The sequence below is a fragment of the Hydrogenophaga sp. genome, assembly GCF_035481345.1.
GTDB lineage: Bacteria > Pseudomonadota > Gammaproteobacteria > Burkholderiales > Burkholderiaceae_C > Hydrogenophaga.
This window is the reverse complement of record NZ_DATIGV010000021.1, coordinates 21,011-43,741: the sequence shown is the minus strand read 5'-3', so window position 1 is coordinate 43,741 and position 22,731 is coordinate 21,011. Positions and strand designations below refer to the sequence as shown.

Annotated in this window: 23 protein-coding genes and 2 tRNA genes; 15 read left to right on the top strand and 10 right to left on the bottom strand. The window is 68.6% G+C overall.

Translation table 11 applies throughout. The features are described from left to right. Window positions 1-18: 18 nt before the first annotated feature. Entirely contained in the window at window positions 19-936 is a 918-nt protein-coding gene (locus VLG41_RS02005) for an NAD kinase (RefSeq protein WP_325347727.1), read from the bottom strand. An 89-nt stretch (window positions 937-1,025) separates the two neighbouring features. On the opposite strand from VLG41_RS02005, the gene hrcA reads away from it, so the two are divergent. The 4 genes from hrcA to greB all read left to right on the top strand — a co-directional run bounded on the left by hrcA (window position 1,026) and on the right by greB (window position 2,880). Further along, the gene (gene hrcA / locus VLG41_RS02000; protein ID WP_325347726.1) at window positions 1,026-2,036 is read left to right on the top strand and encodes a heat-inducible transcriptional repressor HrcA; all 1,011 of its coding nucleotides are present in this window, start codon (window positions 1,026-1,028) and stop codon (window positions 2,034-2,036) included. Between the two features lie 37 nt (window positions 2,037-2,073). Continuing rightward, window positions 2,074-2,150 (top strand) — tRNA-Ile (locus VLG41_RS01995). A gap of 27 nt (window positions 2,151-2,177) precedes the next feature. Continuing rightward, window positions 2,178-2,254: transfer RNA gene (locus tag VLG41_RS01990), tRNA-Arg, on the top strand. 71 nt (window positions 2,255-2,325) lie between these two features. After that, complete coding sequence (gene greB / locus VLG41_RS01985; protein ID WP_325347725.1) at window positions 2,326-2,880, top strand: transcription elongation factor GreB; 555 nt, start codon at window positions 2,326-2,328, stop codon at window positions 2,878-2,880. On the opposite strand, the gene VLG41_RS01980 is transcribed toward greB, so the two are convergent. The 4 genes from VLG41_RS01980 to VLG41_RS01965 form a co-directional block, all read right to left on the bottom strand. Then, window positions 2,881-5,142: a bifunctional (p)ppGpp synthetase/guanosine-3',5'-bis(diphosphate) 3'-pyrophosphohydrolase gene (locus tag VLG41_RS01980; protein WP_325347724.1), complete on the bottom strand. Its 2,262-nt coding sequence runs from the start codon at window positions 5,140-5,142 to the stop codon at window positions 2,881-2,883. It lies immediately after the preceding gene. Window positions 5,143-5,282: 140 nt separating this feature from the next. Further along, window positions 5,283-5,486, bottom strand: coding sequence for a DNA-directed RNA polymerase subunit omega (gene rpoZ / locus VLG41_RS01975; RefSeq protein ID WP_009519945.1), 204 nt, complete (start codon window positions 5,484-5,486; stop codon window positions 5,283-5,285). 18 nt (window positions 5,487-5,504) lie between these two features. After that, entirely contained in the window at window positions 5,505-6,125 is a 621-nt protein-coding gene (gene gmk, locus VLG41_RS01970; protein WP_325347723.1) for a guanylate kinase, read from the bottom strand. 7 nt (window positions 6,126-6,132) lie between these two features. Beyond that, on the bottom strand, window positions 6,133-7,044 hold the full coding sequence (locus tag VLG41_RS01965) for a YicC/YloC family endoribonuclease (RefSeq protein WP_325347722.1): 912 nt from the start codon (window positions 7,042-7,044) through the stop codon (window positions 6,133-6,135). A 59-nt stretch (window positions 7,045-7,103) separates the two neighbouring features. Between VLG41_RS01965 and VLG41_RS01960 the strand changes: the two genes are divergently transcribed. The 5 genes from VLG41_RS01960 to hemW are packed head-to-tail and all read left to right on the top strand — an operon-like array spanning window position 7,104 to window position 11,637. After that, the gene (locus tag VLG41_RS01960) at window positions 7,104-8,114 is read left to right on the top strand and encodes a serine/threonine-protein kinase (protein WP_325347721.1); all 1,011 of its coding nucleotides are present in this window, start codon (window positions 7,104-7,106) and stop codon (window positions 8,112-8,114) included. Further along, entirely contained in the window at window positions 8,111-9,013 is a 903-nt protein-coding gene (locus VLG41_RS01955; RefSeq protein WP_325347720.1) for a PP2C family protein-serine/threonine phosphatase, read from the top strand. Before VLG41_RS01960 ends, VLG41_RS01955 begins: the two co-directional genes overlap by 4 nt. A 29-nt stretch (window positions 9,014-9,042) precedes the next feature. Beyond that, complete coding sequence (gene rph / locus VLG41_RS01950) at window positions 9,043-9,771, top strand: ribonuclease PH (RefSeq protein ID WP_325347719.1); 729 nt, start codon at window positions 9,043-9,045, stop codon at window positions 9,769-9,771. Further along, window positions 9,768-10,379, top strand: coding sequence for an RdgB/HAM1 family non-canonical purine NTP pyrophosphatase (gene rdgB, locus VLG41_RS01945; protein WP_325347718.1), 612 nt, complete (start codon window positions 9,768-9,770; stop codon window positions 10,377-10,379). The genes rph and rdgB overlap by 4 nt, the downstream gene beginning before the upstream one ends. A gap of 37 nt (window positions 10,380-10,416) precedes the next feature. After that, the gene (gene hemW, locus VLG41_RS01940) at window positions 10,417-11,637 is read left to right on the top strand and encodes a radical SAM family heme chaperone HemW (RefSeq protein WP_325347717.1); all 1,221 of its coding nucleotides are present in this window, start codon (window positions 10,417-10,419) and stop codon (window positions 11,635-11,637) included. 95 nt (window positions 11,638-11,732) lie between these two features. On the opposite strand, the gene VLG41_RS01935 is transcribed toward hemW, so the two are convergent. Both VLG41_RS01935 and VLG41_RS01930 read right to left on the bottom strand, forming a co-directional pair. Next, window positions 11,733-13,121, bottom strand: coding sequence for a heavy metal sensor histidine kinase (locus VLG41_RS01935; RefSeq protein WP_325347716.1), 1,389 nt, complete (start codon window positions 13,119-13,121; stop codon window positions 11,733-11,735). Then, window positions 13,118-13,801: a heavy metal response regulator transcription factor gene (locus VLG41_RS01930; protein ID WP_325347715.1), complete on the bottom strand. Its 684-nt coding sequence runs from the start codon at window positions 13,799-13,801 to the stop codon at window positions 13,118-13,120. Before VLG41_RS01930 ends, VLG41_RS01935 begins: the two co-directional genes overlap by 4 nt. Window positions 13,802-14,016: 215 nt before the next feature. On the opposite strand from VLG41_RS01930, the gene VLG41_RS01925 reads away from it, so the two are divergent. The 3 genes from VLG41_RS01925 to VLG41_RS01915 all read left to right on the top strand — a co-directional run bounded on the left by VLG41_RS01925 (window position 14,017) and on the right by VLG41_RS01915 (window position 16,497). After that, entirely contained in the window at window positions 14,017-14,409 is a 393-nt protein-coding gene (locus tag VLG41_RS01925) for a DUF4148 domain-containing protein (RefSeq protein ID WP_325347714.1), read from the top strand. 125 nt (window positions 14,410-14,534) lie between these two features. Further along, entirely contained in the window at window positions 14,535-15,236 is a 702-nt protein-coding gene (locus VLG41_RS01920; RefSeq protein ID WP_325347713.1) for an aspartyl/asparaginyl beta-hydroxylase domain-containing protein, read from the top strand. Window positions 15,237-15,246: 10 nt separating this feature from the next. Beyond that, on the top strand, window positions 15,247-16,497 hold the full coding sequence (locus VLG41_RS01915) for a serine hydrolase (protein WP_325347712.1): 1,251 nt from the start codon (window positions 15,247-15,249) through the stop codon (window positions 16,495-16,497). A gap of 9 nt (window positions 16,498-16,506) precedes the next feature. On the opposite strand, the gene VLG41_RS01910 is transcribed toward VLG41_RS01915, so the two are convergent. The 3 genes from VLG41_RS01910 to VLG41_RS01900 all read right to left on the bottom strand — a co-directional run bounded on the left by VLG41_RS01910 (window position 16,507) and on the right by VLG41_RS01900 (window position 18,877). Next, entirely contained in the window at window positions 16,507-17,034 is a 528-nt protein-coding gene (locus VLG41_RS01910; protein WP_325347711.1) for a DsrE family protein, read from the bottom strand. Window positions 17,035-17,099: 65 nt separating this feature from the next. Then, window positions 17,100-17,567, bottom strand: a complete 468-nt coding sequence (locus tag VLG41_RS01905; protein ID WP_325347710.1) for a DUF2269 domain-containing protein — start codon at window positions 17,565-17,567, stop codon at window positions 17,100-17,102. Beyond that, window positions 17,564-18,877 carry an SDR family oxidoreductase gene (locus VLG41_RS01900; protein ID WP_325347709.1) on the bottom strand — a complete coding sequence of 438 codons (1,314 nt, stop codon included), beginning with the start codon at window positions 18,875-18,877 and terminating at the stop codon, window positions 17,564-17,566. Before VLG41_RS01900 ends, VLG41_RS01905 begins: the two co-directional genes overlap by 4 nt. A gap of 107 nt (window positions 18,878-18,984) precedes the next feature. On the opposite strand from VLG41_RS01900, the gene VLG41_RS01895 reads away from it, so the two are divergent. From VLG41_RS01895 to VLG41_RS01885, 3 genes are all read left to right on the top strand, one after another. Beyond that, complete coding sequence (locus tag VLG41_RS01895) at window positions 18,985-19,455, top strand: hypothetical protein (RefSeq protein WP_325347708.1); 471 nt, start codon at window positions 18,985-18,987, stop codon at window positions 19,453-19,455. Between the two features lie 109 nt (window positions 19,456-19,564). Next, entirely contained in the window at window positions 19,565-21,349 is a 1,785-nt protein-coding gene (gene glgB / locus VLG41_RS01890; protein WP_325347707.1) for a 1,4-alpha-glucan branching protein GlgB, read from the top strand. Window positions 21,350-21,380: 31 nt separating this feature from the next. Further along, a complete protein-coding gene (locus VLG41_RS01885) occupies window positions 21,381-22,676 on the top strand; it encodes a glucose-1-phosphate adenylyltransferase (protein ID WP_325347706.1) in 1,296 nt (431 codons plus the stop codon). Window positions 22,677-22,731 lie beyond the last annotated feature (55 nt).

Here is a 22,731-nt window from a genome sequence, read left to right as displayed (position 1 = left end):
TGGGGGATGTCGCCGGGCTCACGCGCCTTCGTTCCAGTGCAGCTTGCGGCGCAGCGTGTCGAAGTAGTTCCAGCCGACCGGGTGCAGCAGCCGCAGCGCGTGTTCCGAACGCCGCACCACGATACGGTCACCATGCAACAGGCTGGTGAAGGTCTGCATGTCGAAGTTCGCGCTGGCGTCGCGGCCGTTGACCAGTTCCAGTGCGATTTCGCAGTGCGCGGGCAGCACCACGGGGCGATTGGACAGCGTGTGCGGCGCGATCGGCACCATCACCCAGCCACCGATGCTCGGGTGCAGCAGCGGCCCACCGGCCGACAGCGCGTAGGCCGTGGAGCCGGTGGGAGACGCGATGATCAGGCCGTCGGCGCGCTGGTTGGCCACGAAGCGGCCGTCCACTTCCACGCGCAGTTCGATCATGCTGGCCACCGCGCCGCGGTTGACGACCACGTCGTTGAGCGCCGTGGCTTCGTACACGCACTGTCCATCGCGCCAGACGCTGGCGGCCATCAGTGCGCGGGCTTCCTCCTGGTACTCGCCGCGCAGGATGGGGCACAGGGCTTCGCGGTAGTCGTCGAAGGCGATGTCGGTGATGAAGCCCAGGCGGCCCTGGTTGATGCCCACCAGCGGCACGCCCTGGCGCGCCATCTGCCGGCCGATGCCCAGCAGCGTGCCGTCGCCGCCAATGACCAACGCCAGGTGCGCGTGGCGGCCGATGCCCGGAACGTCCAGTGAGGGGTAGTCCGTCAGTCCGGTGTTCTGCGCGGTCTGCTCTTCCAGCGACACCTCGCAACCTTGCGCGTGCAGGAACTGGGCGATCTCGTCGACCACGTGCCGCGCGCCCGGCGCCTGGTACTTGCCCACGATAGCCACGTGGGCGAAGCGCAGCGGGCGGTTCGCGGTGGGTGTCGTGGCGCGGGGATCCAGCGGGGCATTCATGCGCAAATTACATCACACGGTGTCGCCGCCCAGGCGCGCTTTGGCAGGGGTGGAAGCGCCTCATCAGGGCTTTCCTTAGAATGATCCGCATGATGGACGACCGCGCGAAGTTGCTGCTCAAGGCGCTGGTGGAGCGCTACATCGCCGACGGGCAGCCGGTGGGCTCGCGCACGCTGGCCCGGGCCGCCGGCCTGGACCTCTCGCCCGCGACCATCCGCAACGTCATGAGCGACCTGGAGGAGCTGGGCCTGATTGCCAGCCCGCACACCTCAGCCGGGCGCATTCCCACCGCGCGGGGCTACCGGCTCTTCGTCGACACCATGCTCACCGTGCGCCGCGAAGAGATGCCCCGCGTCGCCGAATTCGGCGCGCCGGGCGTGGAATCGCCGCAGCGCGTCATCAGCCAGGCCGCGCATCTGCTGTCCAGCCTGTCGCAGTTCGTGGGCGTGGTCATGGCGCCGCGCCGCAGTTCGGTGTTCCGGCACATCGAATTCCTGAGCCTGTCCGAGCGCCGCGTGCTGGTGATCATCGTCTCGCCCGATGGCGAGGTGCAGAACCGCATCGTCCAGACCCAGGCCAACTTCTCCCAGTCGCAGCTCGTGGAGGCCGCCAACTTCCTCAACATGCACTACGCGGGCCTCACGATCGAGGCCGTGCGAGAGCGCCTCACCACCGAACTGGACGCCCTGCGCGGTGAGATCGCCGACCTGATGAAGCAGGCCGTGGACATCGGCGCACAGCCCACCCCGCAGGACGAGGTGGTGGTCGCTGGCGAGCGCAACCTGTTGTCGGTGAGCGAGTTCAGCAGCGACCTCGGCAACCTGCGCCGCCTGTTCGATCTGTTCGAGCAGAAAACCCAGCTCATGCGCCTGCTCGACGTCTCGAACCAGGCCGACGGCGTGCGCATCTACATCGGCGGCGAAAGCCAGGTGGTGCCTTTCGAGGACCTGTCGGTGGTGACGGCACCCTACGAAGTGGACGGCCAGGTGGTGGGTACCCTGGGTGTGATCGGCCCGCAGCGCATGCCCTATGACCGCATGATCCAGATCGTGGACGTGACGGCCAAGCTGGTGAGCAACGCCCTAAGCCACACGAAGTAACTACCGGCGGACGACGCCAACCTACAATCGCGCGCTCGGGCCGTTAGCTCAGTTGGTCAGAGCAGAGGACTCATAATCCTTTGGTCGTTGGTTCAAGCCCAACACGGCCTACCAAAAAAGCCTGCTATACTGCGAGGCTTCGCGGCTGTAGCTCAGTTGGATAGAGTACTTGGCTACGAACCAAGGGGTCGTGGGTTCGAATCCTGCCAGCCGCGCCAAACTGAAAAGCCTGCAGCCACAAGCTGCAGGCTTTTTCTTTTGGTGTCCCTTCCTCGCGCACCTCGTCACCATGAGCAAGGCATTCACCCGCGAATCCGATCACGACGACGACGATGACATGGGCATCCCGGCCACGCCGGGCGGCAAGAACTATGTCACGCGCGCGGGCTATGAGCGCCTGCGCCACGAACTCCTGAGCCTGATGGACGAGGAACGCCCCAAGGTGGTCGAGGCGGTGCACTGGGCCGCCAAGAACGGCGATCGCTCGGAAAACGGCGACTACCTCTACGGCAAGAAGCGCCTGCGCGAAATTGATCGGCGCATCCGCTTCCTCACCAAACGCCTGGAAATCGCCGAGGTGGTCGATCCGTCCGCGCACCACGGCAGCGACCAGGTGTTCTTCGGTGCCACTGTCACTTACGCCGACGAGTCGGGGCGCGAGACCACCATCACCATCATGGGCACCGACGAGGCCGACAGCGCCCAGGGGCAGGTGAGTTGGGTGGCGCCCGTGTCGCGGGCCTTGCTCAAGGCGCGCGTGGGCGACGTGGTGAAGCTCGCGGTGCCGGGCGGGGTGCAGGAGCTGGAAGTGCTTGAGGTGAGCTACCCCGCACCCACCGCCTGATCAGGCCTTGGCGGCGGCCTTGTAGCGCTGCGCCTTGATGACCGAAGGCGTGCGCTTGAGGCTGCGCAGCACGTCGGCCAGGTGCTGGCGGTCGCGCACCGAGACCGAGAAGCGGATGTCCGTGGCGGTCTGCGCGGGCTCATCGCCCATGTCCACGTGGGTGATGTCGGCCTCGGCCGCCGCGATGCTGGAGGCCACGCGCGCCAGCACGCCCTTGCCGTTGGCCACCGTGACGATGACCGTGGTGTCGAAGGAGCGCACCGGCTCGTCGGCCCACTCGACCTCGAGGAAGCGCTCCGCGTCGCGATCGCGCAGTCGGCGCGCGACGGGACAGTCCTCGGCGTGCACCACCAGGCCTTCGCCACGGCCCAGGTAGCCCACGATGCGGTCGCCCGGAATGGGCTTGCAGCAGGGGGCGTACTGCACCGACAGGCCTTCGCTGCCGTCGAGCGTGACCACGCCTTGCAGCGTGCCATCGTCCCGCCCGGCGGCGTAGCGCTCGGTGCTGATCAGCACCGCGTCGGGCTTGAGTCCGGTTTCCGCCAGCAGCACCGCCAGCTTCTTGCCCACCATGCTGGCGATGCGCCGGCCCATGCCGATGTCGGACAGCAGCTCCCCGCGGCTCTTGTTGCCGGTGAAGCGCAACAGCTTGTCCCACACGGTGGCGTTGTCGCCTTCTTCGGCCGGGAGTTGCGCGATGCCTTCGGAGCGCAAGGCCTGGCTGAGCATGCGCTCGCCCAGTTCCAGTGACTTTTCCTGCGCGACGGTCTTGAGGTGGTGGCGGATCTTGGAGCGCGCGCGGCCCGTCTTGACGAAGGACAGCCAAGTGGGATTGGGCTCGGCCTTCTCGTCGGTCATCACCTCGACCACGTCGCCGTTGGCGAGTTCGGAGCGCAGCGGTCGCTGCTCGCCATTGATGCGCGCGGCCACCGTGCGCTGGCCGATGTCGCTGTGGATCGCGTACGCGAAGTCGACCACCGTGGCGCCGCGCGGCAGCGCGAGGATCTTGCTCTTGGGCGTGAAAACGTAGACCGCGTCGGGGAACAGGTCGATCTTGATGTGGTCCCAGAACTCGCTGGCGTCGTGCGTCTCCTGCTGGATATCCAGCAGGGACTGCAGCCATTGCGTGCCCAGGCGCTGCGACATGTCGCTGCCGGGCTCGTTGGCCTTGTAGAGCCAGTGGGCGGCCACGCCCGATTCGGCCACCACGTCCATGGCGTGCGTGCGCACCTGGAATTCGATGTTGGTGCCGAAGGGGCCGACCAGCGTGGTGTGCAGCGACTGGTAGCCGTTGACCTTGGGAATGGCGACGTAGTCGCGGAATTTGCCCGGCAGCGGCTTGTACAGCTGGTGCAGCACGCCCAGCGCCGTGTAGCAATCGGTCAGGTCTGGCACCACCACGCGAAAGCCGTAGATGTCGGTGACTTGGGCAAAGGACAGGTGTTTGCTGTCCATCTTGCGGTAGATGGAGTACAGCGTCTTCTCGCGGCCCATCATGCGCACGGGCAGACCTTGCCGGCCGAACGCGGACTCGACCTCCTGCTGCACGCGAGCGATCAGGTCGCGACGCCGGTTGCGGGCCTTGTTCAGTGCCTTGGACAGCACCTCGTAGCGCCACGGGTACAGGAAGCGGAAGGCCAGGTCCTGCAGCTCACGGTAGGTGAAGTTCAGGCCCAGGCGGTGGGCGATGGGAGCGTAGATCTCCAGTGTTTCGGAGCTGATGCGCTGCCACTTGTTGCGCGGCATGTCGCCCATGGTCCGCATGTTGTGCGTGCGGTCGGCCAGCTTGATCAGGATGACCCGCACGTCCTTGGCCATGGCCAGCAGCATCTTGCGGAAGGATTCGGCCTGATTCTGCTCGCGGGAGGTGAATTCCAGTCGCTCGAGCTTGGTCAACCCGTCGACCAGTTCGGCCACCGGCGCGCCGAAGCGCTCCACCAGCTCCTGCTTGGTCACGCCGCAGTCTTCGATGGCGTCGTGCATCAGCGCCGCCATCAGGGCCTGGGCGTCAAGCTTCCATTCCGCGCACTGCGCGGCCACGGCGATGGGGTGGGTGATGTACGGGTCGCCGTTCTTGCGCAACTGGCCCAGGTGGGCCTCATCGGCGAACCGGTAGGCCTGTCGGATGTGTTCGATGTCCGTGGGGCCGAGGTAGTCGAGCTTGCCCAGCAGCGCGGCAAAGCTGGCCGCGGCTGCGCTGGCGGCCGCAGTGGCCGCGTCGGGCGGGCTGGCCGCCAGGGTGCCGTCGACGGTGGGCGTCATCCTGCAACTGTAGCGCCTGACGGCATGCACCGCTTTGGGTCAGGGCCCTAGGCCCTGGTCTCAAGCAGGAATCGGGGGCTGCAGAAACAAAAAGACACCGCCATGCGGTGTCTTTTGTGGGGAGGGTACGACGAACCGGCTCAGGTCGGGACCTTCTTGAGCATCTCGAGGCCGACCTTGCCTTCGGCGATTTCGCGCAGGGCGGTCACGCCCGGCTTGTTCTTGCTCTCGATCTTGGGCGCATGGCCCTGGCTGAGCATGCGCGCGCGGTAGGTGGCGGCCAGCACGAGTTGGAAGCGGTTGGGGATCTGTTCCAGGCAATCTTCGACGGTGATGCGTGCCATGGCGGGCTCCGGGCTGTGTCAGGGGATGTCGAGCGCTTCGAAGGTATCGCTTCTGGCGCTGCGTTGCGCCGCGTACTTCAGGCGCTGGGCGTGAACGATGGCCTTGAGGTCAAACAGGGCCCGCTCGAATAACTCGTTGATTATAACGAAGTCGAAGTCCCGGGCATGGGCCATCTCCATGGCGGCATTGCGCAGGCGCAGGTCGATCACGTCGGCGGTGTCCTCGGCGCGGCGTTCCAGGCGGGAGCGCAGTTCTTCCCAACTGGGCGGCAGGATGAAGATCAGCACCGCGTTGGGGAAGATCCGCTTCACCTGGATCGCCCCCTGGTAGTCGATCTCCAGCACCACGTCAGCGCCTTGTTTCATGCGCTGCTCGATCGCCGTCTTCGAGGTGCCGTAGCGGTTGCCATGCACCTGCGCCCATTCCAGGAAGGCGTCCTGGGCGATCATCTGGTCGAACGTTTCCTGGCTCACGAAGTAGTACTCGCGACCATGGACTTCCTGCCCGCGCGGTGGGCGGGTGGTGTGCGACACCGAGGGCTGCACGCGGGCGTCGAGCTCCATCAGTGCCTTCACCAGGCTGGATTTGCCGGCCCCACTGGGCGCGGCCACGACGAACAGGTTGCCGGGGTACTGCATCAGGGTCTCATTCCAGGTTCTGCACCTGCTCGCGCATCTGCTCGATGAGCACTTTCATGTCCACCGACACGCGGGTGAGTTCCAGGCTCGAGGACTTCGAGCCCAAGGTGTTGGCTTCGCGGTGCAGCTCCTGGATCAGGAAGTCCAGGCGCTTGCCCACCTCGCCGCCGCGCTGCAGCAGGCGCTCGATTTCGTCGAGGTGGGAGCGCAGCCGCGTGAGTTCTTCCGCCACGTCGATGCGGATGGCGAAGGCCGTGGCTTCGGCCAAGGCGCGGTCGCGCGCGGCCTCGCTGCCGGCCACGGTGCCCGAGGCATCGGCGCCGAGCGCTTCCTGCCAGCGGTCGAGGAAGCGCTGGCGCTGCTGCGCCACGAGTTCGGGGATCAGGGGCTGCGCCGTGTCGGTCAGCGCGCGCAACTGGCCCACACGATCGAGCAGCATGCTGGCCAGCCGCGCGCCTTCTCGCGCGCGCGCCTCCAGCAGTTGCTCCAGTGCGGTGTCCAGCAGTTCGGTGAGGCGCTCGTGCAGGTCGGCCGGCGGGGCGCTGCGGCGCTCGACGAGGCCCAGCACCTCGGCCACCGACAGCGGCTGGGCCTGGGGCAGCCAGGTGCGGACGGCGTCCTGCGCGGCCAGCAGGCGTTGCAGTTCGGCGCTGCCCGGTGCGCGTGGCACCTGGTCCGACGAGGCCTCGATCCAGCCGCGCAACTCCACCTTGCCCCGCTTGAGCTTCTGCGTGAAGCGCTCGCGCAGGGCCGGTTCGCTCGCGCGCAGGTCGTCGGGCAGCTTGAAGCTGAGGTCGAGGAAGCGGCTGTTGACGGAGCGGATTTCGACACCGACGGACGGCCCGGAATCCCCCGCGGCCGGCTCCGCGCCAGCGTTTCGCTGGGCCGAGGCGTAGCCGGTCATGCTGTAAACTGCCATCGCTCTGGGCCGGTGGTGTTGGAGGTCCAAAACGGGGCGTTTCGGAAACCGGTCGAATTATGTCAAAGGTCAAACCCGCTCCTCTGCCACCCGACACGGTGATCGGTGGCTACCGCATCGTTCGCAAGCTGGCCGCCGGCGGTTTTGGCGTGGTGTACCTCGCGGTCGACACCGAAGGCCAGCAGGTCGCCGTCAAGGAATACCTCCCCTCATCGCTGGCCACGCGCGGCCCCGGCGAACTGCTGCCGCAGGTGCAGCCCGAAAAACTCTCGCTCTACCGCCTGGGCCTCAAGAGCTTCTTCGAAGAAGGCCGCGCGCTCGCGCAGATCTCCCACCAATCGGTGGTCAGCGTGCTCAACTTCTTCCGCGAGAACGAGACCGTCTACATGGTTATGAACTATCTCGAGGGCTCGTCCCTGCAGGAGTTCATCATCACCGCTCGCGAACTGAAGAAGCAGAAGGTCTTCCGCGAGTCCACCATCCGCTCGCTCTACGACGAGGTGCTGCGCGGGCTGCGCATCGTGCACCAGCACAAGATGCTGCACCTGGACATCAAGCCCGCGAACATCTTCGTCACCGACGACAACCGCGCCGTGCTGATCGACTTCGGCGCCGCGCGCGAGGTGCTGAGCAAAGAGGGCAACTTCATCCGCCCCATGTACACGCCCGGCTTCGCCGCGCCCGAGATGTACCGCCGCGACTCGTCGATGGGCCCCTGGACGGACATCTATGCCATCGGCGCCTGCATCTACGCCAGCATGCAGGGCTACCCGCCCAACGACGCGCCCCAGCGCCTCGAGAAAGACCGCCTGTCGCTCGCACTGTCGCGCCTGCGCGGTGTGTACTCCGACAACCTCATCGAAGTGGTCGAGTGGTGCATGTCGCTCGACCCGCTCTCTCGTCCGCAATCGGTCTTCGCGCTGCAGAAGGAACTCAGCCGCGAAACCGAGCGCAGCTACACCAAGCTCACCGTGGCCGAGAAGATGCGCCTGCAGTTCGACAACATCGTCTCCGACAAACAGAAGTCAATGCTGCGCAAGTCCACTGACGTGGGCACCAAGTTCCGATGAAATTCTCGGTCTATCAGATCAGCCGGCAAGGCGGTCGCGAGCGCAACGAAGACCGCATGGGCTACGCCTACACGCGCGAGTCCGGCCTGTTCGTGCTGGCCGACGGCATGGGCGGCCATCCCGAAGGCGCCATGGCCGCGCAGCTCGCGCTGCAGACGCTGTCGGCCTACTTCCAGAAGGCGGCCAACCCCACGGTGCGCGAGGTGCCCGAGTTCCTCTCCAGCGCACTCATGGCCGCACACCACCAGATCATCCGCTACGCGGCGGAGAAGGGCATGCTCGACACGCCGCGCACCACGCTGGTGGCGGCCGTCATGGAGCGTGGCCACATCCACTGGGTGCACTGTGGCGACTCGCGCCTGTACGTGGTGCGCGACAACGAGCTGCTCACGCGCACGCGCGACCACTCCTACATGGAGCAGCAGGCACATCTGGGCCGCAACACCGAGCACATCAACCGCAACATCCTCTTCACCTGCCTGGGCTCGCCGGCCAAGCCGGTCTATGACCTGTCCGGCCCGGTGCAGCTCATGCAGGGCGACCGCGTGTTGCTGTGCTCCGACGGCCTGTGGGGCACGGTCGAGGACGATGAGATCGTGAACGAGCTGTCCACGCGCCCGCTGGAGCAGGCCGTGCCCGACCTCGTGGAAACCGCGCTGCGCCGCGGCGGCCAGCGCTGCGACAACGTCACCGTGCTCGCCATGGAGTGGGAAACCGTCGACGAATACCAGACGACGCGCGTCTCCACCGAAGACATCGAGGACGGCGTGTTCGCCTCCACCATCCAGTCGGGCGTGCCCGACCCCACCATCGAAGACCTGGACGACGCGGCCATCGAAAAATCGATCGCCGAGATCAATGCGGCGATCGCCCGCACGGCGGCCGCGCGCAACGCCTGAGCTTCGTTTTCCCTTTTGAGGTTTCTGCCATGACGGCCGTCCAACGACCAGGCCAGCGGGCCACCAATGCCCTGCGCCCGGTGCGCATCACCCGCGGTTACACCATGCACGCCGAAGGCTCGGTGCTCATCGAGTTCGGCAACACCAAGGTGCTGTGCACGGCCTCGGTGGAAGAAAAGGTGCCGCCGCACAAGCGCGGCAGCGGCGAAGGCTGGGTGACGGCCGAGTACGGCATGCTGCCGCGCGCCACGCACACCCGCAGCGACCGCGAGGCCGCCAAGGGCAAGCAGAGCGGGCGCACGCAGGAGATCCAGCGCCTGATCGGCCGCTCGCTGCGCGCCGTGTTCGATCTCAAGGCCCTGGGCGAGCGCTCGATCTCGCTCGACTGCGACGTGTTGCAGGCCGACGGCGGCACGCGCACGGCCGCCATCACCGGCGCCTTCGTGGCCGCGCAGGACGCGGTGAACCGCCTGATCGCCGCCGGCAAGCTCACGGCCTCGCCGATCCGGGACCACGTGGCCGCGATCTCCGTGGGCATCCTCGATGGCACGCCGCTGCTCGACCTCGAGTACGTGGAAGACTCCACCTGCGACACCGACATGAACGTGGTGATGACCGGCGCCGGTCATTACGTGGAGGTGCAGGGCACGGCCGAGGGCGTGGCTTTCACGCGCGCCGAGATGGACCAGTTGCTGGTGCTGGCCGAGAAGGGCATCGCCGAACTCGTGGCCCTGCAGAAGGCCGCGCTCAGCGCATGAAGCTGGTTCTGGCATCGAACAACGCCGGCAAGCTGGCCGAGTTGCAGACCCTGTTCGCGCCGCTGGGCGTGCAACTGGTGCGCCAGGCCGATCTGGGCATTCCCGAAGCGCCCGAGCCGCACCGCACCTTCATCGAGAACGCGCTGGCCAAGGCCCGGCACGCCGCGCGCGAGAGCGGCCTGCCGGCCGTGGCCGACGACGCAGGGCTTTGCGTGGAGGCCTTCGGCGGTCTGCCGGGTGTGGACACCGCCTACTACGCCACGCAGCACGGCTACCCCAAGGGCGACGACCACAACGTCACCGCGCTGCTCGAACAGATGCGCGAGGTGAGCGACCGCCGCGCGGCGCTGGTCAGCACCCTCGTGGCCCTGCGCCACGCCGACGACCCCGAACCCCTGGTGGCCACGGGCCGCGCGCCGGGCCTCATCACGCGCGAGCGAGTGGGCGATCAAGGCTTCGGCTTCGATCCCGTGATGTTCATCCCCGCGCTGGGCCAGACCTTCGCTCAGCTCGACCCTGAGGTGAAGAACCGGCACAGCCACCGCGGCCAGGCCGCGCGCGCCATGCTCGAACTCATGCGCGAGCGCTGGTTCTCGCCGGCGCCCTGAGCGGCGCGCCCGCCGCGCACCACCCGGAGCTTTCCCCATGAGCGACGCCCCGATCAGCCGCGACCCGCGCCACTGGATGCGCCCGGGCACGCTGCAGCTCGGCGCGCTGCCACCGCTCTCGCTCTACATCCACCTGCCGTGGTGCCTGAAAAAATGCCCCTACTGCGACTTCAATTCGCATGAGTGGAGCGCGACGGCGGCCCCCGGCGCCGCGATGCCCGAGGCGCGCTACCTCGATGCCCTGCGGGCCGACCTCGAGGCCTCTTTGCCGCTGGTGTGGGGCCGGCCCGTGCACAGCGTGTTCATCGGCGGTGGCACGCCCAGCCTGTTCTCGCCCGAGGCCATCGACCGCCTGCTCGCCGACGTGCGCGCGCGCCTGCCGCTGGAGGCCGACGCGGAGATCACGCTGGAGGCCAACCCCGGCACCTTCGAGAAAGACCGCTTCCGCGCGTTCCGCCAGGCCGGCGTGACGCGCCTGTCCATCGGCGTGCAGAGCTTCGACGACGCGCAGCTCAAGGCCCTGGGCCGCGTGCACGACGGCGCGCAGGCGCGCGCCGCGCTGGAAGAAGCGGCCCAGGTGTTCGACACCTTCAACCTGGACCTGATGTACGCCCTGCCGGGCCAGACGCTCGCGCAATGCGAGGCCGACTTGCGCACTGCGCTGTCCTTCGCGCCGCCGCACCTGTCGGTCTACCACCTCACTCTGGAGCCCAACACCTACTTCGCCAAGTTCCCGCCCCGGCTGCCCAGCGACGACGAGGCCTACGAGATGCTGGACCGCATCACCGCGATCACGGCGCAAGCCGGCCTGCAACGTTACGAGGTCTCGGCCTACGCGCGCGCGGGCCATGCCTGCCGGCACAACCTCAACTACTGGCGTTTCGGCGATTACCTGGGCATTGGCGCGGGCGCGCACGGCAAGCTCAGCTTCGCGCATCGCATCGCGCGCCCGGTGCGCGTGCGCGAGCCGCGGCTGTACATGGAACGCGCCCTGGCCGGCGACGCCCTGGCCAGCATGGACGAGGTGCCGCGCGCGCAGTTGCCCTTCGAGTTCATGCTCAACGCGCTGCGCCTGCGCGAAGGTTTCGCCCTGGCCGACTTCATGGCCGGCACCGGCCTGCCGCTGTCCAGCATCGACGCGGCCTTGCGCGAAGCCGAGGCGAAGGGCCTGATCGAGCGCGATGGCGGCCAGGTGCGCCCGACCGAGCGCGGCTTCGATTTTCTGAGCGACCTGCAGTCGTTGTTCTTGCCTGGCTGACACGCCAACGCAGCATATCCAGAGATACCGCGGAACCGGCTTCGCCGGGCCGCAGGTGTCGCCCCCCTTGGTCGCGCGCAGCGCGGCGGGGGGCGTCAGCTCAGGCTGAAGCCCACGCGCGTGCGGCCAGCGGAGGATTCCGCCGCCGCGAAGCCATCGTGCATGCGCGCGATGGCCGCCACGATGGACAGGCCCAGGCCGTGGTGCGGCTTCTCCAGTTCGCAGCGCGAGGCGTCGGCGCGGAAGAATCGGTCGAACAGGCGCGGCAGGTGGTCGGGCTCGATCGCCGGACCCACGTTCTCCACCCACAAGCGCACGCCGCTGTTGCCCTCGCGCAGGATGCGCACGCACAGGCGCGAGTCCTTGTCGGCGTAGCGGATGGCGTTGCCCAGCAGGTTGGACAACGCGCGCTTGAACAGCGGCTCGTCCACGGCGAGTTGCGCGTCGCCCTCAATGTCGATGGACAGGCCGGCTTCTTCCATCGGTGCTTCGTGGAATTCCACCACCTGGCTCACCAGCTCGGCCAGGCTCACGGCCGCGCCGCGGCGGGCCTTCACCCCGCGATCGGCCTGCGCCAGGAAGAGCATGTCGTTGACGATGCCCGCCATGCGCTGCAGCTCTTCCAGGTTGGACAGCAGCACTTCCTCGAGTTCGGGCGCGCTGCGCTCGCGGCTGAGCGCCACCTCGGTGTGCCCGATCAGGTTGGCCAGCGGCGTGCGCAGCTCGTGCGCCACGTCGGCGTTGAAGCCTTCGAGCTGCACGTAGGTGCGCTCCACACGCTGCATGAGGCCGTTGAACTGCTCGATGAGCGGTTGCAGTTCTTCGATGGGTTCGGACATGGCCAGGCGCTGGTCGAGCCGGCGCACGTCGATGGCGCGCGTCTGCGCCGCCAGGTCCGCCAGGGGACGCAGGCTGCAGCGCACGCGCCAGTACGTGGCCCAGGCCACGAAGGCGCCGCCCGCCAGTGTGGCGGCCACCAGCAGCAGGGCCATGCGCTGGCCGTACTGCGCGTCGCGCGAGCAGTCCATCACCAGCCGGCCCTGCAGCGGTGCGCTGCCGTCGGCGCGCGGCACCGAGAACCGCTGCTCGCTCGTCGGGGCCGTTTGGGGGTCGAAGGTGGGCAGCGCGTCACGGTACATCTCGCTGCCATCGGCGCGGTGGATCTGCACGAAGTTGCCAGGCCGGCGCTCGCTCAGCCATTGCAGCTTCTGCACCATCGCGGCCTCGCCGCCGTCGGCGTCGGCCTCTTTCAGCACCTCGATGAGCACGTTGGAGTACCCGCGCAGCTCTTCCTGCTGGCGCGATTCGAAGAGCATCCAGGTGGCGGCATAAATGACGGCCAGCAACACGCCCAGGCCGATGATGGTCTGCACCGCCAGCAGCAGCGACAGCCGCTTGCCGATGGAGTAGGTGCAGGGCTTGGCCGCGGTGCTCGGCTCGGCGGCGGCCGGGCTGGTGGGCGGGGCAATGGTGGTGGTGTTCACGCGCGCTCCTCCAGCACGTAGCCCATGCCGCGCACGTTGTGCAGCAGCTTGGGACGGAAGGGGTCGTCCATCTTGGCGCGCAGCCGACGGATCGCCACCTCGACCACGTTCGTGTCGGAGTCGAAGTTCATGTCCCACACCTGCTCGGCCAGCGTGGTGCGCGACAGGATCTGTCCCTTGCGGCGCGCCAGCAGGGCCAGCAGCGCGAATTCCTTGGCCGTGAGCTCCAGCCGCTGGCCTGCGCGCGTGGCCTTGCGGCCGAGCAGGTCGATCTCGAGGTTGCTCACGCTCAGGCGGCTGTTGGCGGCCTCGTTGCCGGCTGCCGGGCCGCGGCGCAGCAGGGCGGCGATGCGCGCGAGCAGCTCTGAGAAGGCGAAGGGTTTGACGAGGTAGTCGTCCGCGCCGGACTGCAGGCCGCGCACGCGGTCCTCCACGAGGTCGCGCGCCGTGAGCATGAGCACCGGCGTGTTGTGCTTCTCGCGCAGGGCGGACAGGACGCCGAAGCCGTCCACGCCCGGCAGCATGATGTCGAGCACCACGAGCTGGTAGTCGCCCTCGGTGGCGAGGTAGCGGCCTTCGATGCCGTCGCGGGCGACGTCAACCGTATAGCCGGCTTCGCTCAGACCACGTTTGACGTAGTCGGCCTGCTTGGCTTCGTCTTCGATGACCAGGATGCGCATGGCGTGGGGGAGGGTGAAAAGAGGGCGCGCTGACCAATTGCGCGCTATGAAATTGTCACGGAAAGTGAGCTGGCATTGGGTTACGAATACGTAATTCAGGCGTTCGGGAAACGACAGGCCCGGTTTCTACAGTTCCTCCCATGCCGACGCAGAACGGCTGGCCCAGTGTCTCCACCCTCCATCGTCTTCAACCTGTCGTCTCCAAAGGAACTGTCATGAAAACCTCGCAACGTGTCCTGCTCCCCATCGCTTTTGCCCTCACCGCGGGCGCTGCCTTCGCCGAGGGCCCGATCTTTGTCGATCCGCCGTTCACTTCCACGCTCAGCCGCGCCGAAGTGCGCGCCCAGGCCCTTGAGGCTCGCGACGCCGGCGTGTTCGCGCTGGGCGAGGGCCAGACCCTGGTCGCCGAGAACACCGTCAAGAGCAACCTGAGCCGCGCCCAGGTGCGCGCCGAGGCCGCGGAAGCCCTGCGCCTGGGCCTGCACAACGGTGGCGAGATCACGACCTTCGCCAGCGCCCAACAGGCCGAGCAGATCCGCCTGGCCGGTCTGCGCGCCGCGCAAGGCAATGCCGTGGTGCAAATCGAAGGCAGCGTGCAAGCCAACTGATCCCGCGATCGAACGTCTCCTCCAAGGATTGAAAGCAGCCTCCGGGCTGCTTTTTTTTGCCTGCCGCCGGAGACGGCGCCACATAATGCGCGCGACTGCCCCGCCGGGGCGCCCCAGGAGCCGTGATGTCGCAAACACCCGTGCAGCGCCGCATCAACGCCATCTTCTCGCGGCAGGCCGGCGGCCAGCAGCGGCCGGCGTTCTTCGACATCGACCAGACCTACCCGGCCCTGCGCGTGCTGGACCGGCACCAGGACGCCATCCGCACCGAGCTCGAGGCGCTGCTGCAGGAGCGCGAACGCATCCCCCGCTACCACGAGGTCTCCAAGGTCGAGACCTACATCTCCGGCACCGTGAATCCCGACAAGAGCTGGCGCGTCTTCATGCTGGCCACGGTGGATGGCGAGGTGCCCGCCAACGCCGGCAAATGCCCGCAAACCATGGCCGCGCTGCGCCAGGTGCCGAACCTGCTGGGCGCCTTTTTTTCCATCCTCGACCCGGGCAAGTCCATCCCCGCACACGACGGGCCCTACACCGGTTACCTGCGCTACCACCTGGCCCTGAAGGTGCCCGCCGAGAACCCGCCCACCCTGCGGGTGAAGGACCAGTTCCACACCTGGACGAACGGCCACAGCATCCTCTTCGACGACAGCTGGAGCCACGAGGTCATCAACCACGCCAGCGACATCCGCGTGGTGCTCATCGTGGACGTGCTGCGGCCCATGCCCTGGCCCTACCGTGCGCTCAACCTCCTGCTCACCCGGGTGCTGGGGCGCTACTCGGAAGAGGTGAAGGGGATCCGGGCCAACCTGAAGAAGTACGCCTAGGGTGGCGGGCTTGCGGTCCTGGGCGATGGCGGTGCTGGGCGCCGCCCTGTGCGGCGCGGTGGCGCTGGCGGCGCGGGCCGAGCCGGGCTTTGCGCCCGATGGCCCGCAGGCCGCCGCGTACGGGCAGGCCCTGGGCTACCCGGTGCCCCCGCCCGGCACCAAGCGCGAAGGCCTGAAGCAGGAACACTACGTGGGCCTGCACAGCCACTACGACCAGTTCCGCCCCCTGCGCGAGGTGCCCACCTCGGCCAGGCCATCGCCCTTGTCGCGGCCGCCGGGCAGACTGGACCTGACGTACCAGCACGAAGGCCGAACCCACACCCTGGCCGACTACCTGCGCCGCCACCCCGTCACTGGCCTGCTCATCGCGCGCGACACGGACATCCTGTTCGAGCGCTACCAATATGGCCGCCAGGACAGCGACCGCTTCCTCTCGCATTCGCTGGCCAAGACCATCACCGGTCTGCTGGCGGGTGCGGCGCTGGAAGACCGCGCCATCCGCTCGCTCGACGACTCCGTGTCCGCCTACGTGCCCGAGCTGGCGGGCACGGCCTACGGCGCCACGCCCCTGCACGCCTTGCTGCCCATGGCCTCCGGCATCGGCTTTCGGGAGACTTACCAACCGGACGACGACGTGCGCCGCCTCATCGACGGCCTCATCGGGCCCTCTGCCATGGGGGCGGTGGCCGCGGTGCGCCAGTTCGACTCGCGTGTGGCCGAGCCGGGCCGGGTGTTCCACTACTCCAGTGCCGATTCGCAGGTGCTGGGCATGGTGATCAGCCGCGCGGTGGGCATGCCGCTGCCCGACTACTTCAGCCGCCGGCTGTGGGCCCCGCTGGGGGCCGAAGCGAACGCCGCGTGGGACGCGGACGCCGCGGGCGATGCGCTCAGCTTCTGTTGCGTGGTGGCCCGCCTGCGCGACTGGGCCCGCCTGGGCCTCATGCTGGCGCACGACGGGCGCTGGAATGGCCAGCAGGTGGTCTCGCGCCCTTGGGTGCACGAAAGCACCACGCCGCCGCGCGGGCTGGGCGCGAACTACGGCTACCAGATCTGGCTGTCCGGCGAGACGCCGCGCTACTACGCCATGCGCGGCATCCTCGGCCAGGCGGTGTTGATCGACCCGATCACGCGCTTCGTGCTGGTGCAGACGGCGGTGAACCTCAACCCCAATGACGCGGGCGCCTCGGCCGAACTCACGGCGCTGTGGCACGCGCTGCTGGCGCAGCACGGTCCGCCCGGGCGCTTCGGGCGGACCTGGTGAGCCGCCGGCTTACTGCAGTTCGGGGCTCTGCTTGACCAGCTCCTCGCGCGTCAGGCGCGGGAACATCTCGGCGTACATGTAGCTGTAGCCCTCGTTCTGCCACTTGGCCAGGTCGATCACGGCGGCTGGCACCACGGTGACCACGTCGTAGAACTCATCGGGCTTGTAGCCGCGCGAGCGCGCCGCGTTGGCGCAGACGCGGATCGTCACGCCCGCGTCGGCCAGGGCCTTGAGCTCCTCGTACATGCCGGGGTAGGCCGCGCGGTTCAGGCGCGAGAAGGCATGCAGCTCGTTGCCGTGCGCCACGATGACGATGTGCGACTTCGGGTCGCCGTATTCCTTGATGGCGCGCAGGTGGTTTTTGACGTAGCCGAAGGCGGCCTTGCCCTCCAGGGGCTTGGAAAAATTGAAGTCGTACAGCGCTTTCTGGGGCAGGTAGCGGGTGCCGTCGAACGTCGAGGGATCGTTCGGGCCGGCGAGGGCGGCGCCGCTCAAGAGCAGGGCCGCGGCCAGGGCAGCGAGACGGGAAATGCGCATAAGGGGCTCCGTGATGCAGGGGTGAGGCCGGGCGGCGGTGGTTGAGGCGTCAACTGTAACGGCGCTCACGCCGGCTTGGCGACCATCAGGTAGAAGATCGCCACCATCGCCACGAAGGCCGGGCAGCCGAGCGCGATCCAGGCCCACAGGCAGCGCTGGTACTGGGGCGGCAGGGCTTCGTTGCGCGCCACCGCCCGGCGCGCCAGGTCCCGCATGCGGATCTGCAGCCAGACCACCGGCAGCCAGCAGGCCACGGTGAGCGCGAACAGCCACAGCGAGCCCTGCAGCCACGTGGGCGACAGCGATCCGCCCGAGAGGCGCACCAGGTACAGGCCGGTCAGCGGCTGCACCACCACCGTCGTGGCGGTGAAGAGCCAGTCCGCCGTCACCACGCGTGCGGCGACCAGCGCCACCGCGCGCGGCTCTCGCGTGAGGCTCACGGTGAGCAGGTAGTAGGCCGTGCCCACCCCGGTGCCAAACAGCACCGTCGATGACAGCACGTGCAGCCATTTGACGATGAGGTAGCTGTTCATCGCGGTCCTTCGGCGGGTGGGCGGGGCGGCGCGAGCGCGTGCAACAGCCACAGCAGGGCCAGCAGCGGCAGGTTCTTCAGCACCGGCCCGTAGGGGTGCGCCCAGAACTCCGGCAGGCGCAGCGTGATGACGGCCGTGTAGAAAGCGATGAGGGCGGCCTGCACGCCCCACAAAGGGCGCCAGCGGTGCCAGAACAAGGTCGCCACGCCCAGCACCGCGTCGAACGCGGCGGCGCCCCACAGCAACAGCGGCGACCACGCCGCCGGTACGCCCGCGCGCTGCAGCAGGTCCAGGCTCTGCTCGCGCGGAAACACCGCGATCGACACCACGGCGGTGACCAGCCAGACCAGCGCCAGGGACCACCGCAGAACGGGCAGCAAGGCCTCCAGTTGGGCCGCCTGCCGCAAGGCCGGCGCCTGGTCCCGCTCGACAAACGCAGCCGGCGGGCGCGGCGGGTGGCCCAGCAGCGCCCGGACCGGCGCCGCATCGCCCGTGTTGCCCCGCTGCAGCATGCCCCAGGTGTCGCGGTCAAGCAGCGCGCCGGGCCAGTGGCTGCCCAGCCAGGCAGCGGCCGACACCCAGGCCTGCGGGATTGGCACCACCCGGGTGGGTGGCAGGCCCAGGGCCCGCCGCAGGGTGAGCAGAAAATCCGACAGGCCCATCGCCTGTGGCCCGGCGAACTCGACCCGCCCCAGCGGTGCCCCGTCGTCCAGCAGGGCCAGCAGGGCTTGCACCGCGTCGTCCACGTGCAGCGGCTGCACCTCCTGCCGCCCGCTGCCGGGCACCGGCACCCAGGGCAGAACGGCCAAGCGGGAAAAAAGGCGAGCGCTCGCCCCGCCCGTACCGTACAGCAGGGCCGGTTGCACCACGGTGGCCGCCAGCGGCAGGCCCAGCAGGTGCTCATCCGCCGCCCGCTTGCTGCGGTGATAGGCGCTGCGTGCGTCGGCATTCGCCCCCAGGGCCGACACCTGCAGCACCCGGCGCACGCCGGCCTGCACGGCCGCCTCGAACAGGGCCCGAGGCCCGCGCACATGCAATGCCTCGAAGGTCTGCTGGCCCGATTCGCGAAGAATGCCGGCCGCATTGATGACCGCGTCCACGCCCTGCAGCCGGGGCAGCCAGTCGCCGATCCGGTGATCGGTGGTGAAGTCGCCCTGCAAGCGCCGCAGACGGGCGTGCTCGGTCTCCCCGGCCGACGACGGGCCGGACAGGCGCCGCTGCACCTGGACCACCTCGTGGCCGGCCGCGAGCAGGGCGCGCGCCAGCCGGCGACCGAGAAAGCCGGTGGCTCCGACCAGCAGGATCACCATGGGGCGTCGCCGGAGGGGCCCGGAGGGAGCGAAGGGAGGGCGGGGGTGGATGGCATGGCGATTGCCGATCGGGCAAGTCCCATGCCTGTCGAACGCCGGAGCCATCGATGACCCCCTGGACCCAAGCCCTGCAAGCCGCCATCGTGAGCGGCACCCTCGCCAGCGCCTGCTCGACGCTGGTGCTGGCCTGGCGAGGGCAGCGCGACACCGGCGCAACAGCCGCGTCCTTGAACGCGCCCAGCCACTGGCTGTGGCCCAGCGCCTTGCGCCAGGACCGGCCCAGCCTGCGCTACACCCTGACCGGCGCGCTGGTGCACCACCTCGCGTCCATCTTCTGGGCCTGTCTCTACGAGCGCATGGCCCCGCACGGCCGCGCGCGCGGCGCTGGCCGCGCGCTGCGCGACGCCGCCGCCGTCACGGTCGTGGCGGCCTGCGTCGACCTGCAGCTGGTGCCGCCCCGGCTGACGCCCGGCTTCGAGCGGCGCCTGCAGCGCCGCAGCCTCACCGGCGTGTACCTGGCCTTCGGCGCCGGCTTGGCCTTGGCCGGCCTGCTCGCCGCGCGCGACCGGCGCGGTTGAGTTGGCAAACTTTGCTGCAATGGCGCAGCCGCCCGTTCCCCTGCCCTCAGCCGGGCGCTCGCGCAGCCGGTCGTCCCATCCGTCCGGCCAGCCGCCAGCCCTCGGCGCGGTGCCGCACGCCCACGGCGTGTGCTTCACGGTATGGGCACCGAACGCGCGCCAGGTCTGCCTCATCGGTTCGTTCAACCGCTGGCGCCCCCAGGCGATGCACCGCCTGGACGACGGCAGCGGGCGCTGGGCCCTGAACGCCGAAGGCGCCGTGCACGGGGATCTCTACAAGTACCGCATCGAGGGCGCCGACGGCCACTGGACGGACAAGGCCGACCCGCACGCCCACCGCTGCGAGCCCCCGCCCGGCAACGCCTCCCAGGTCTGGCGGCTCGACCACGACTGGCACGACGGCGAATGGATGGCCACGCGCGGCGAGCGCCAGTCGGCGCGCCGCGCCATGTCGATCTACGAGGTGCACCTGGGCTCCTGGCAGCGGCGCGAGGACGGCCACTTCCTCAACTACCGAGAGCTGGGCGTGCGCCTGGCCGCGCACTGCCTGCAACTGGGCTTCACGCACGTGGAGCTCATGCCCGTGGCCGAGCACCCGTTCTACGGCTCCTGGGGCTATCAGACCAGCGGCTACTACGCGCCCACCTCGCGCTACGGCACGCCGCAGGACCTCATGGCCATGGTCGACACCCTGCACCGGGCCGGCATCGGCGTCATCGTCGACTGGGTGGGCTCGCATTTTCCGGCCGACAGCCACGCGCTGGCGCGTTTCGATGGCACGGCACTCTACGAGCACGCCGACCCGCGCCAGGGCTTCCACCCGCAATGGAACAGCCTGATCTTCAATTACGGCCGCTACGAGGTGCGCGACTTCCTCATCGGCAACGTGCTGTTCTGGCTCGACAAGTACCACGTCGACGCCGTGCGCGTGGACGCCGTGTCGTCCATGCTGTACCTGGACTTCGCGCGCGAGCCGGGCCAGTGGATCCCCAACCGCGAAGGCGGCAACCACAACCACGAGGCCATCCGCTTCCTGCAGGACCTCAACACCGCCGTGTACGCCGCCTTCCCGGACGTGCACGTGATCGCCGAGGAGTCGACGGCCTGGTCCGGCGTCTCGCGCCCGGTGCACGCCGGTGGCCTGGGCTTCGGCATGAAATGGAACATGGGCTGGATGAACGACACGCTGCGCTACTTCCAGCGTGAGCACGTGCACCGGCACTGGCATGGCGGCGACATCCGCTTCTCCTCGGTCTACGCCTTCGACGAGAACTTCGTGCTGGCCCTGTCGCACGACGAGGTCGTCTACGGCAAGGGCAGCCTGCTGCAGCGCCAGCCGGGCGACGAGTGGCAGCGCTTCGCGGGCCTGCGCGCCCTGTACGGCTACATGTGGGCGCACCCCGGCAAGAAGCTCCTGTTCATGGGCGGCGAGTTCGCGCAGCCGCACGAATGGCACCACGAGCAGACCCTGGACTGGCATCGCCTGGCGCGCCCGCTGCACGCTGGCGTGGCCCGCTGGGTGGCCGACCTCAACCGCGTGTACCGCGGCCTGCCCGCGCTGCACGAGCACGACTTCGGTGGCCGTTTCGACTGGGCGCCGCTCGCGCACGATGAGCCCGAACTGCTTGCCTTCTACCGCCGCGCGGGCGATCAGTTCGTGCTCGCCGTGTGCAACCTGACGGCGCGTCCCCGCACCCACCTGCGGCTTGGCATGCCGATTGCCGGGTGGTGGCACGAGGTACTGAACAGCGACGCCAGCGTCTACGGGGGCAGCGGAATGGGCAATCTGGGCGGGGTCCGGGCTCAGGCGAAGGCCCTGGGGCACCTGCCCGCGAGCGCCGCCATCACCGTCCCGCCACTGGCCTGCGTGTTCTTCTCGAACGGCCCGATCTAAACCCATTCGCGCACCGGCGCGGGAGCTCTCCATGTCACGCAGCAACAACGTCCTGGCATTCGTCATGGCGGGGGGAGAGGGGTCGCGCCTTCACCCGCTCACCGCCGAACGGTGCAAGCCCGCCGTCCCCTTCAACGGCAAGCACCGCATCGTCGATTTCGTGTTGTCCAACCTCATCAACTCCGAGATCTACTCGGTGTACCTGCTGGTCCAGTACAAGTCGCAATCGCTCATCGAGCACATCCGACAGTCCTGGGCCATGGCGCGCTTCATTCCCAGCCATTTCATCACCGTGGTGCCGCCGCAGATGCGCAACGGCCCCGAGTGGTTCCAGGGCACGGCCGATTCGGTCTACCAGAACATCCACCTGATCGAGACCTTCCGTCCCGACATCGTGGCCGTGTTCGGCGCCGACCACATCTACCGCATGGACGTGCGCCAGATGATCGACTTCCACACCGCCCGGCGCGCGCAGGTGAGCGTGGCCACCCTGCCAGTGCCGCTGGCGCAATGCGACCAGTTCGGCATCGTGGAAACCGGTGCCGACCAGCGCATCACCGGCTTCGTCGAGAAGCCCGCGCAGACGCGGCCCATGCCGGGCAACGAGACGCACGCGCTGGCGTCGATGGGCAACTACCTGTTCGATGCGGACGTGCTGCTCGAGGCCCTGCGGCGCGCACACCACACAGGCCAGAGCGACTTCGGCAAGCACATCCTGCCCTCCATGATCGAGAGCCACCGCCTGTTCGCCTACGACTTCGGCACCAACGACATCCCCGGCATCGCGCCCTACGAAGAACGCGGCTACTGGCGTGACGTCGGCACCATCGACGCCTACTTCGAGGCCCATTTCGACACCCTGGGCGCGGTGCCGAAGTTCCGCATGACCAACCGCGAGTGGCCGATCTACGCCAGCCCCGACCAGGCCGAATCGGCGCAGATCGAGAACGGCGTCATCCACCGCTCCATCGTCGGCTCGGGCAGCATCGTGAACGGCGCGCGCCTGGACCACGCGATGCTGCGCCGCTCGGTGCTGGTGGAGCGCAACGCGGTCATGGAACATTGCATCGTCATGGAGCGCTCGCGCGTGGGACGGGGCGCACACATCCGCCGCGCGATCATCGACCAGGACAACGACATCCCGCCCGGTGAGCGCATCGGCCTCGACCTGGAGGCCGATCGCCAGCGCTTTCACGTCACCAGCAGCGGCATCGTCGTGGTGCCCGCGCGCTTCTTCCCGCCGGGCCGCGGCCAGGCGCCGGGCACCGACGCCGCCACGACCGTGGTCGAACGCCTCACCGGGGAGCGCCAGGAGGCGATGGCGTGAGGCCGATCCCAGGCGCCGGACCCGGGGCAGGGGGGTGGCCGTGAGCGCAGGGGTC

Bases quoted from the DNA above. Each gene is read 5' to 3' on its own strand.
- rpoZ (WP_009519945.1), bottom strand. From the start codon at position 5,486: ATGGCACGCATCACCGTCGAAGATTGCCTGGAACAGATCCCCAACCGC.
- VLG41_RS02005 (WP_325347727.1), bottom strand. From the start codon at position 936: ATGAATGCCCCGCTGGATCCCCGCGCCACGACACCCACCGCGAACCGC.
- VLG41_RS01930 (WP_325347715.1), bottom strand. From the start codon at position 13,801: ATGCGCATCCTGGTCATCGAAGACGAAGCCAAGCAGGCCGACTACGTC.
- VLG41_RS01910 (WP_325347711.1), bottom strand. From the start codon at position 17,034: ATGCGCATTTCCCGTCTCGCTGCCCTGGCCGCGGCCCTGCTCTTGAGC.
- VLG41_RS01925 (WP_325347714.1), top strand. From the start codon at position 14,017: ATGAAAACCTCGCAACGTGTCCTGCTCCCCATCGCTTTTGCCCTCACC.
- VLG41_RS01895 (WP_325347708.1), top strand. From the start codon at position 18,985: ATGACCCCCTGGACCCAAGCCCTGCAAGCCGCCATCGTGAGCGGCACC.
- rdgB (WP_325347718.1), top strand. From the start codon at position 9,768: ATGAAGCTGGTTCTGGCATCGAACAACGCCGGCAAGCTGGCCGAGTTG.
- VLG41_RS01980 (WP_325347724.1), bottom strand. From the start codon at position 5,142: ATGACGCCCACCGTCGACGGCACCCTGGCGGCCAGCCCGCCCGACGCG.
- VLG41_RS01965 (WP_325347722.1), bottom strand. From the start codon at position 7,044: ATGGCAGTTTACAGCATGACCGGCTACGCCTCGGCCCAGCGAAACGCT.
- rph (WP_325347719.1), top strand. From the start codon at position 9,043: ATGACGGCCGTCCAACGACCAGGCCAGCGGGCCACCAATGCCCTGCGC.
- VLG41_RS01900 (WP_325347709.1), bottom strand. From the start codon at position 18,877: ATGGTGATCCTGCTGGTCGGAGCCACCGGCTTTCTCGGTCGCCGGCTG.
- VLG41_RS01885 (WP_325347706.1), top strand. From the start codon at position 21,381: ATGTCACGCAGCAACAACGTCCTGGCATTCGTCATGGCGGGGGGAGAG.
- hrcA (WP_325347726.1), top strand. From the start codon at position 1,026: ATGATGGACGACCGCGCGAAGTTGCTGCTCAAGGCGCTGGTGGAGCGC.
- VLG41_RS01905 (WP_325347710.1), bottom strand. From the start codon at position 17,567: ATGAACAGCTACCTCATCGTCAAATGGCTGCACGTGCTGTCATCGACG.
- VLG41_RS01960 (WP_325347721.1), top strand. From the start codon at position 7,104: ATGTCAAAGGTCAAACCCGCTCCTCTGCCACCCGACACGGTGATCGGT.
- gmk (WP_325347723.1), bottom strand. From the start codon at position 6,125: ATGCAGTACCCCGGCAACCTGTTCGTCGTGGCCGCGCCCAGTGGGGCC.
- hemW (WP_325347717.1), top strand. From the start codon at position 10,417: ATGAGCGACGCCCCGATCAGCCGCGACCCGCGCCACTGGATGCGCCCG.
- greB (WP_325347725.1), top strand. From the start codon at position 2,326: ATGAGCAAGGCATTCACCCGCGAATCCGATCACGACGACGACGATGAC.
- VLG41_RS01955 (WP_325347720.1), top strand. From the start codon at position 8,111: ATGAAATTCTCGGTCTATCAGATCAGCCGGCAAGGCGGTCGCGAGCGC.
- VLG41_RS01920 (WP_325347713.1), top strand. From the start codon at position 14,535: ATGTCGCAAACACCCGTGCAGCGCCGCATCAACGCCATCTTCTCGCGG.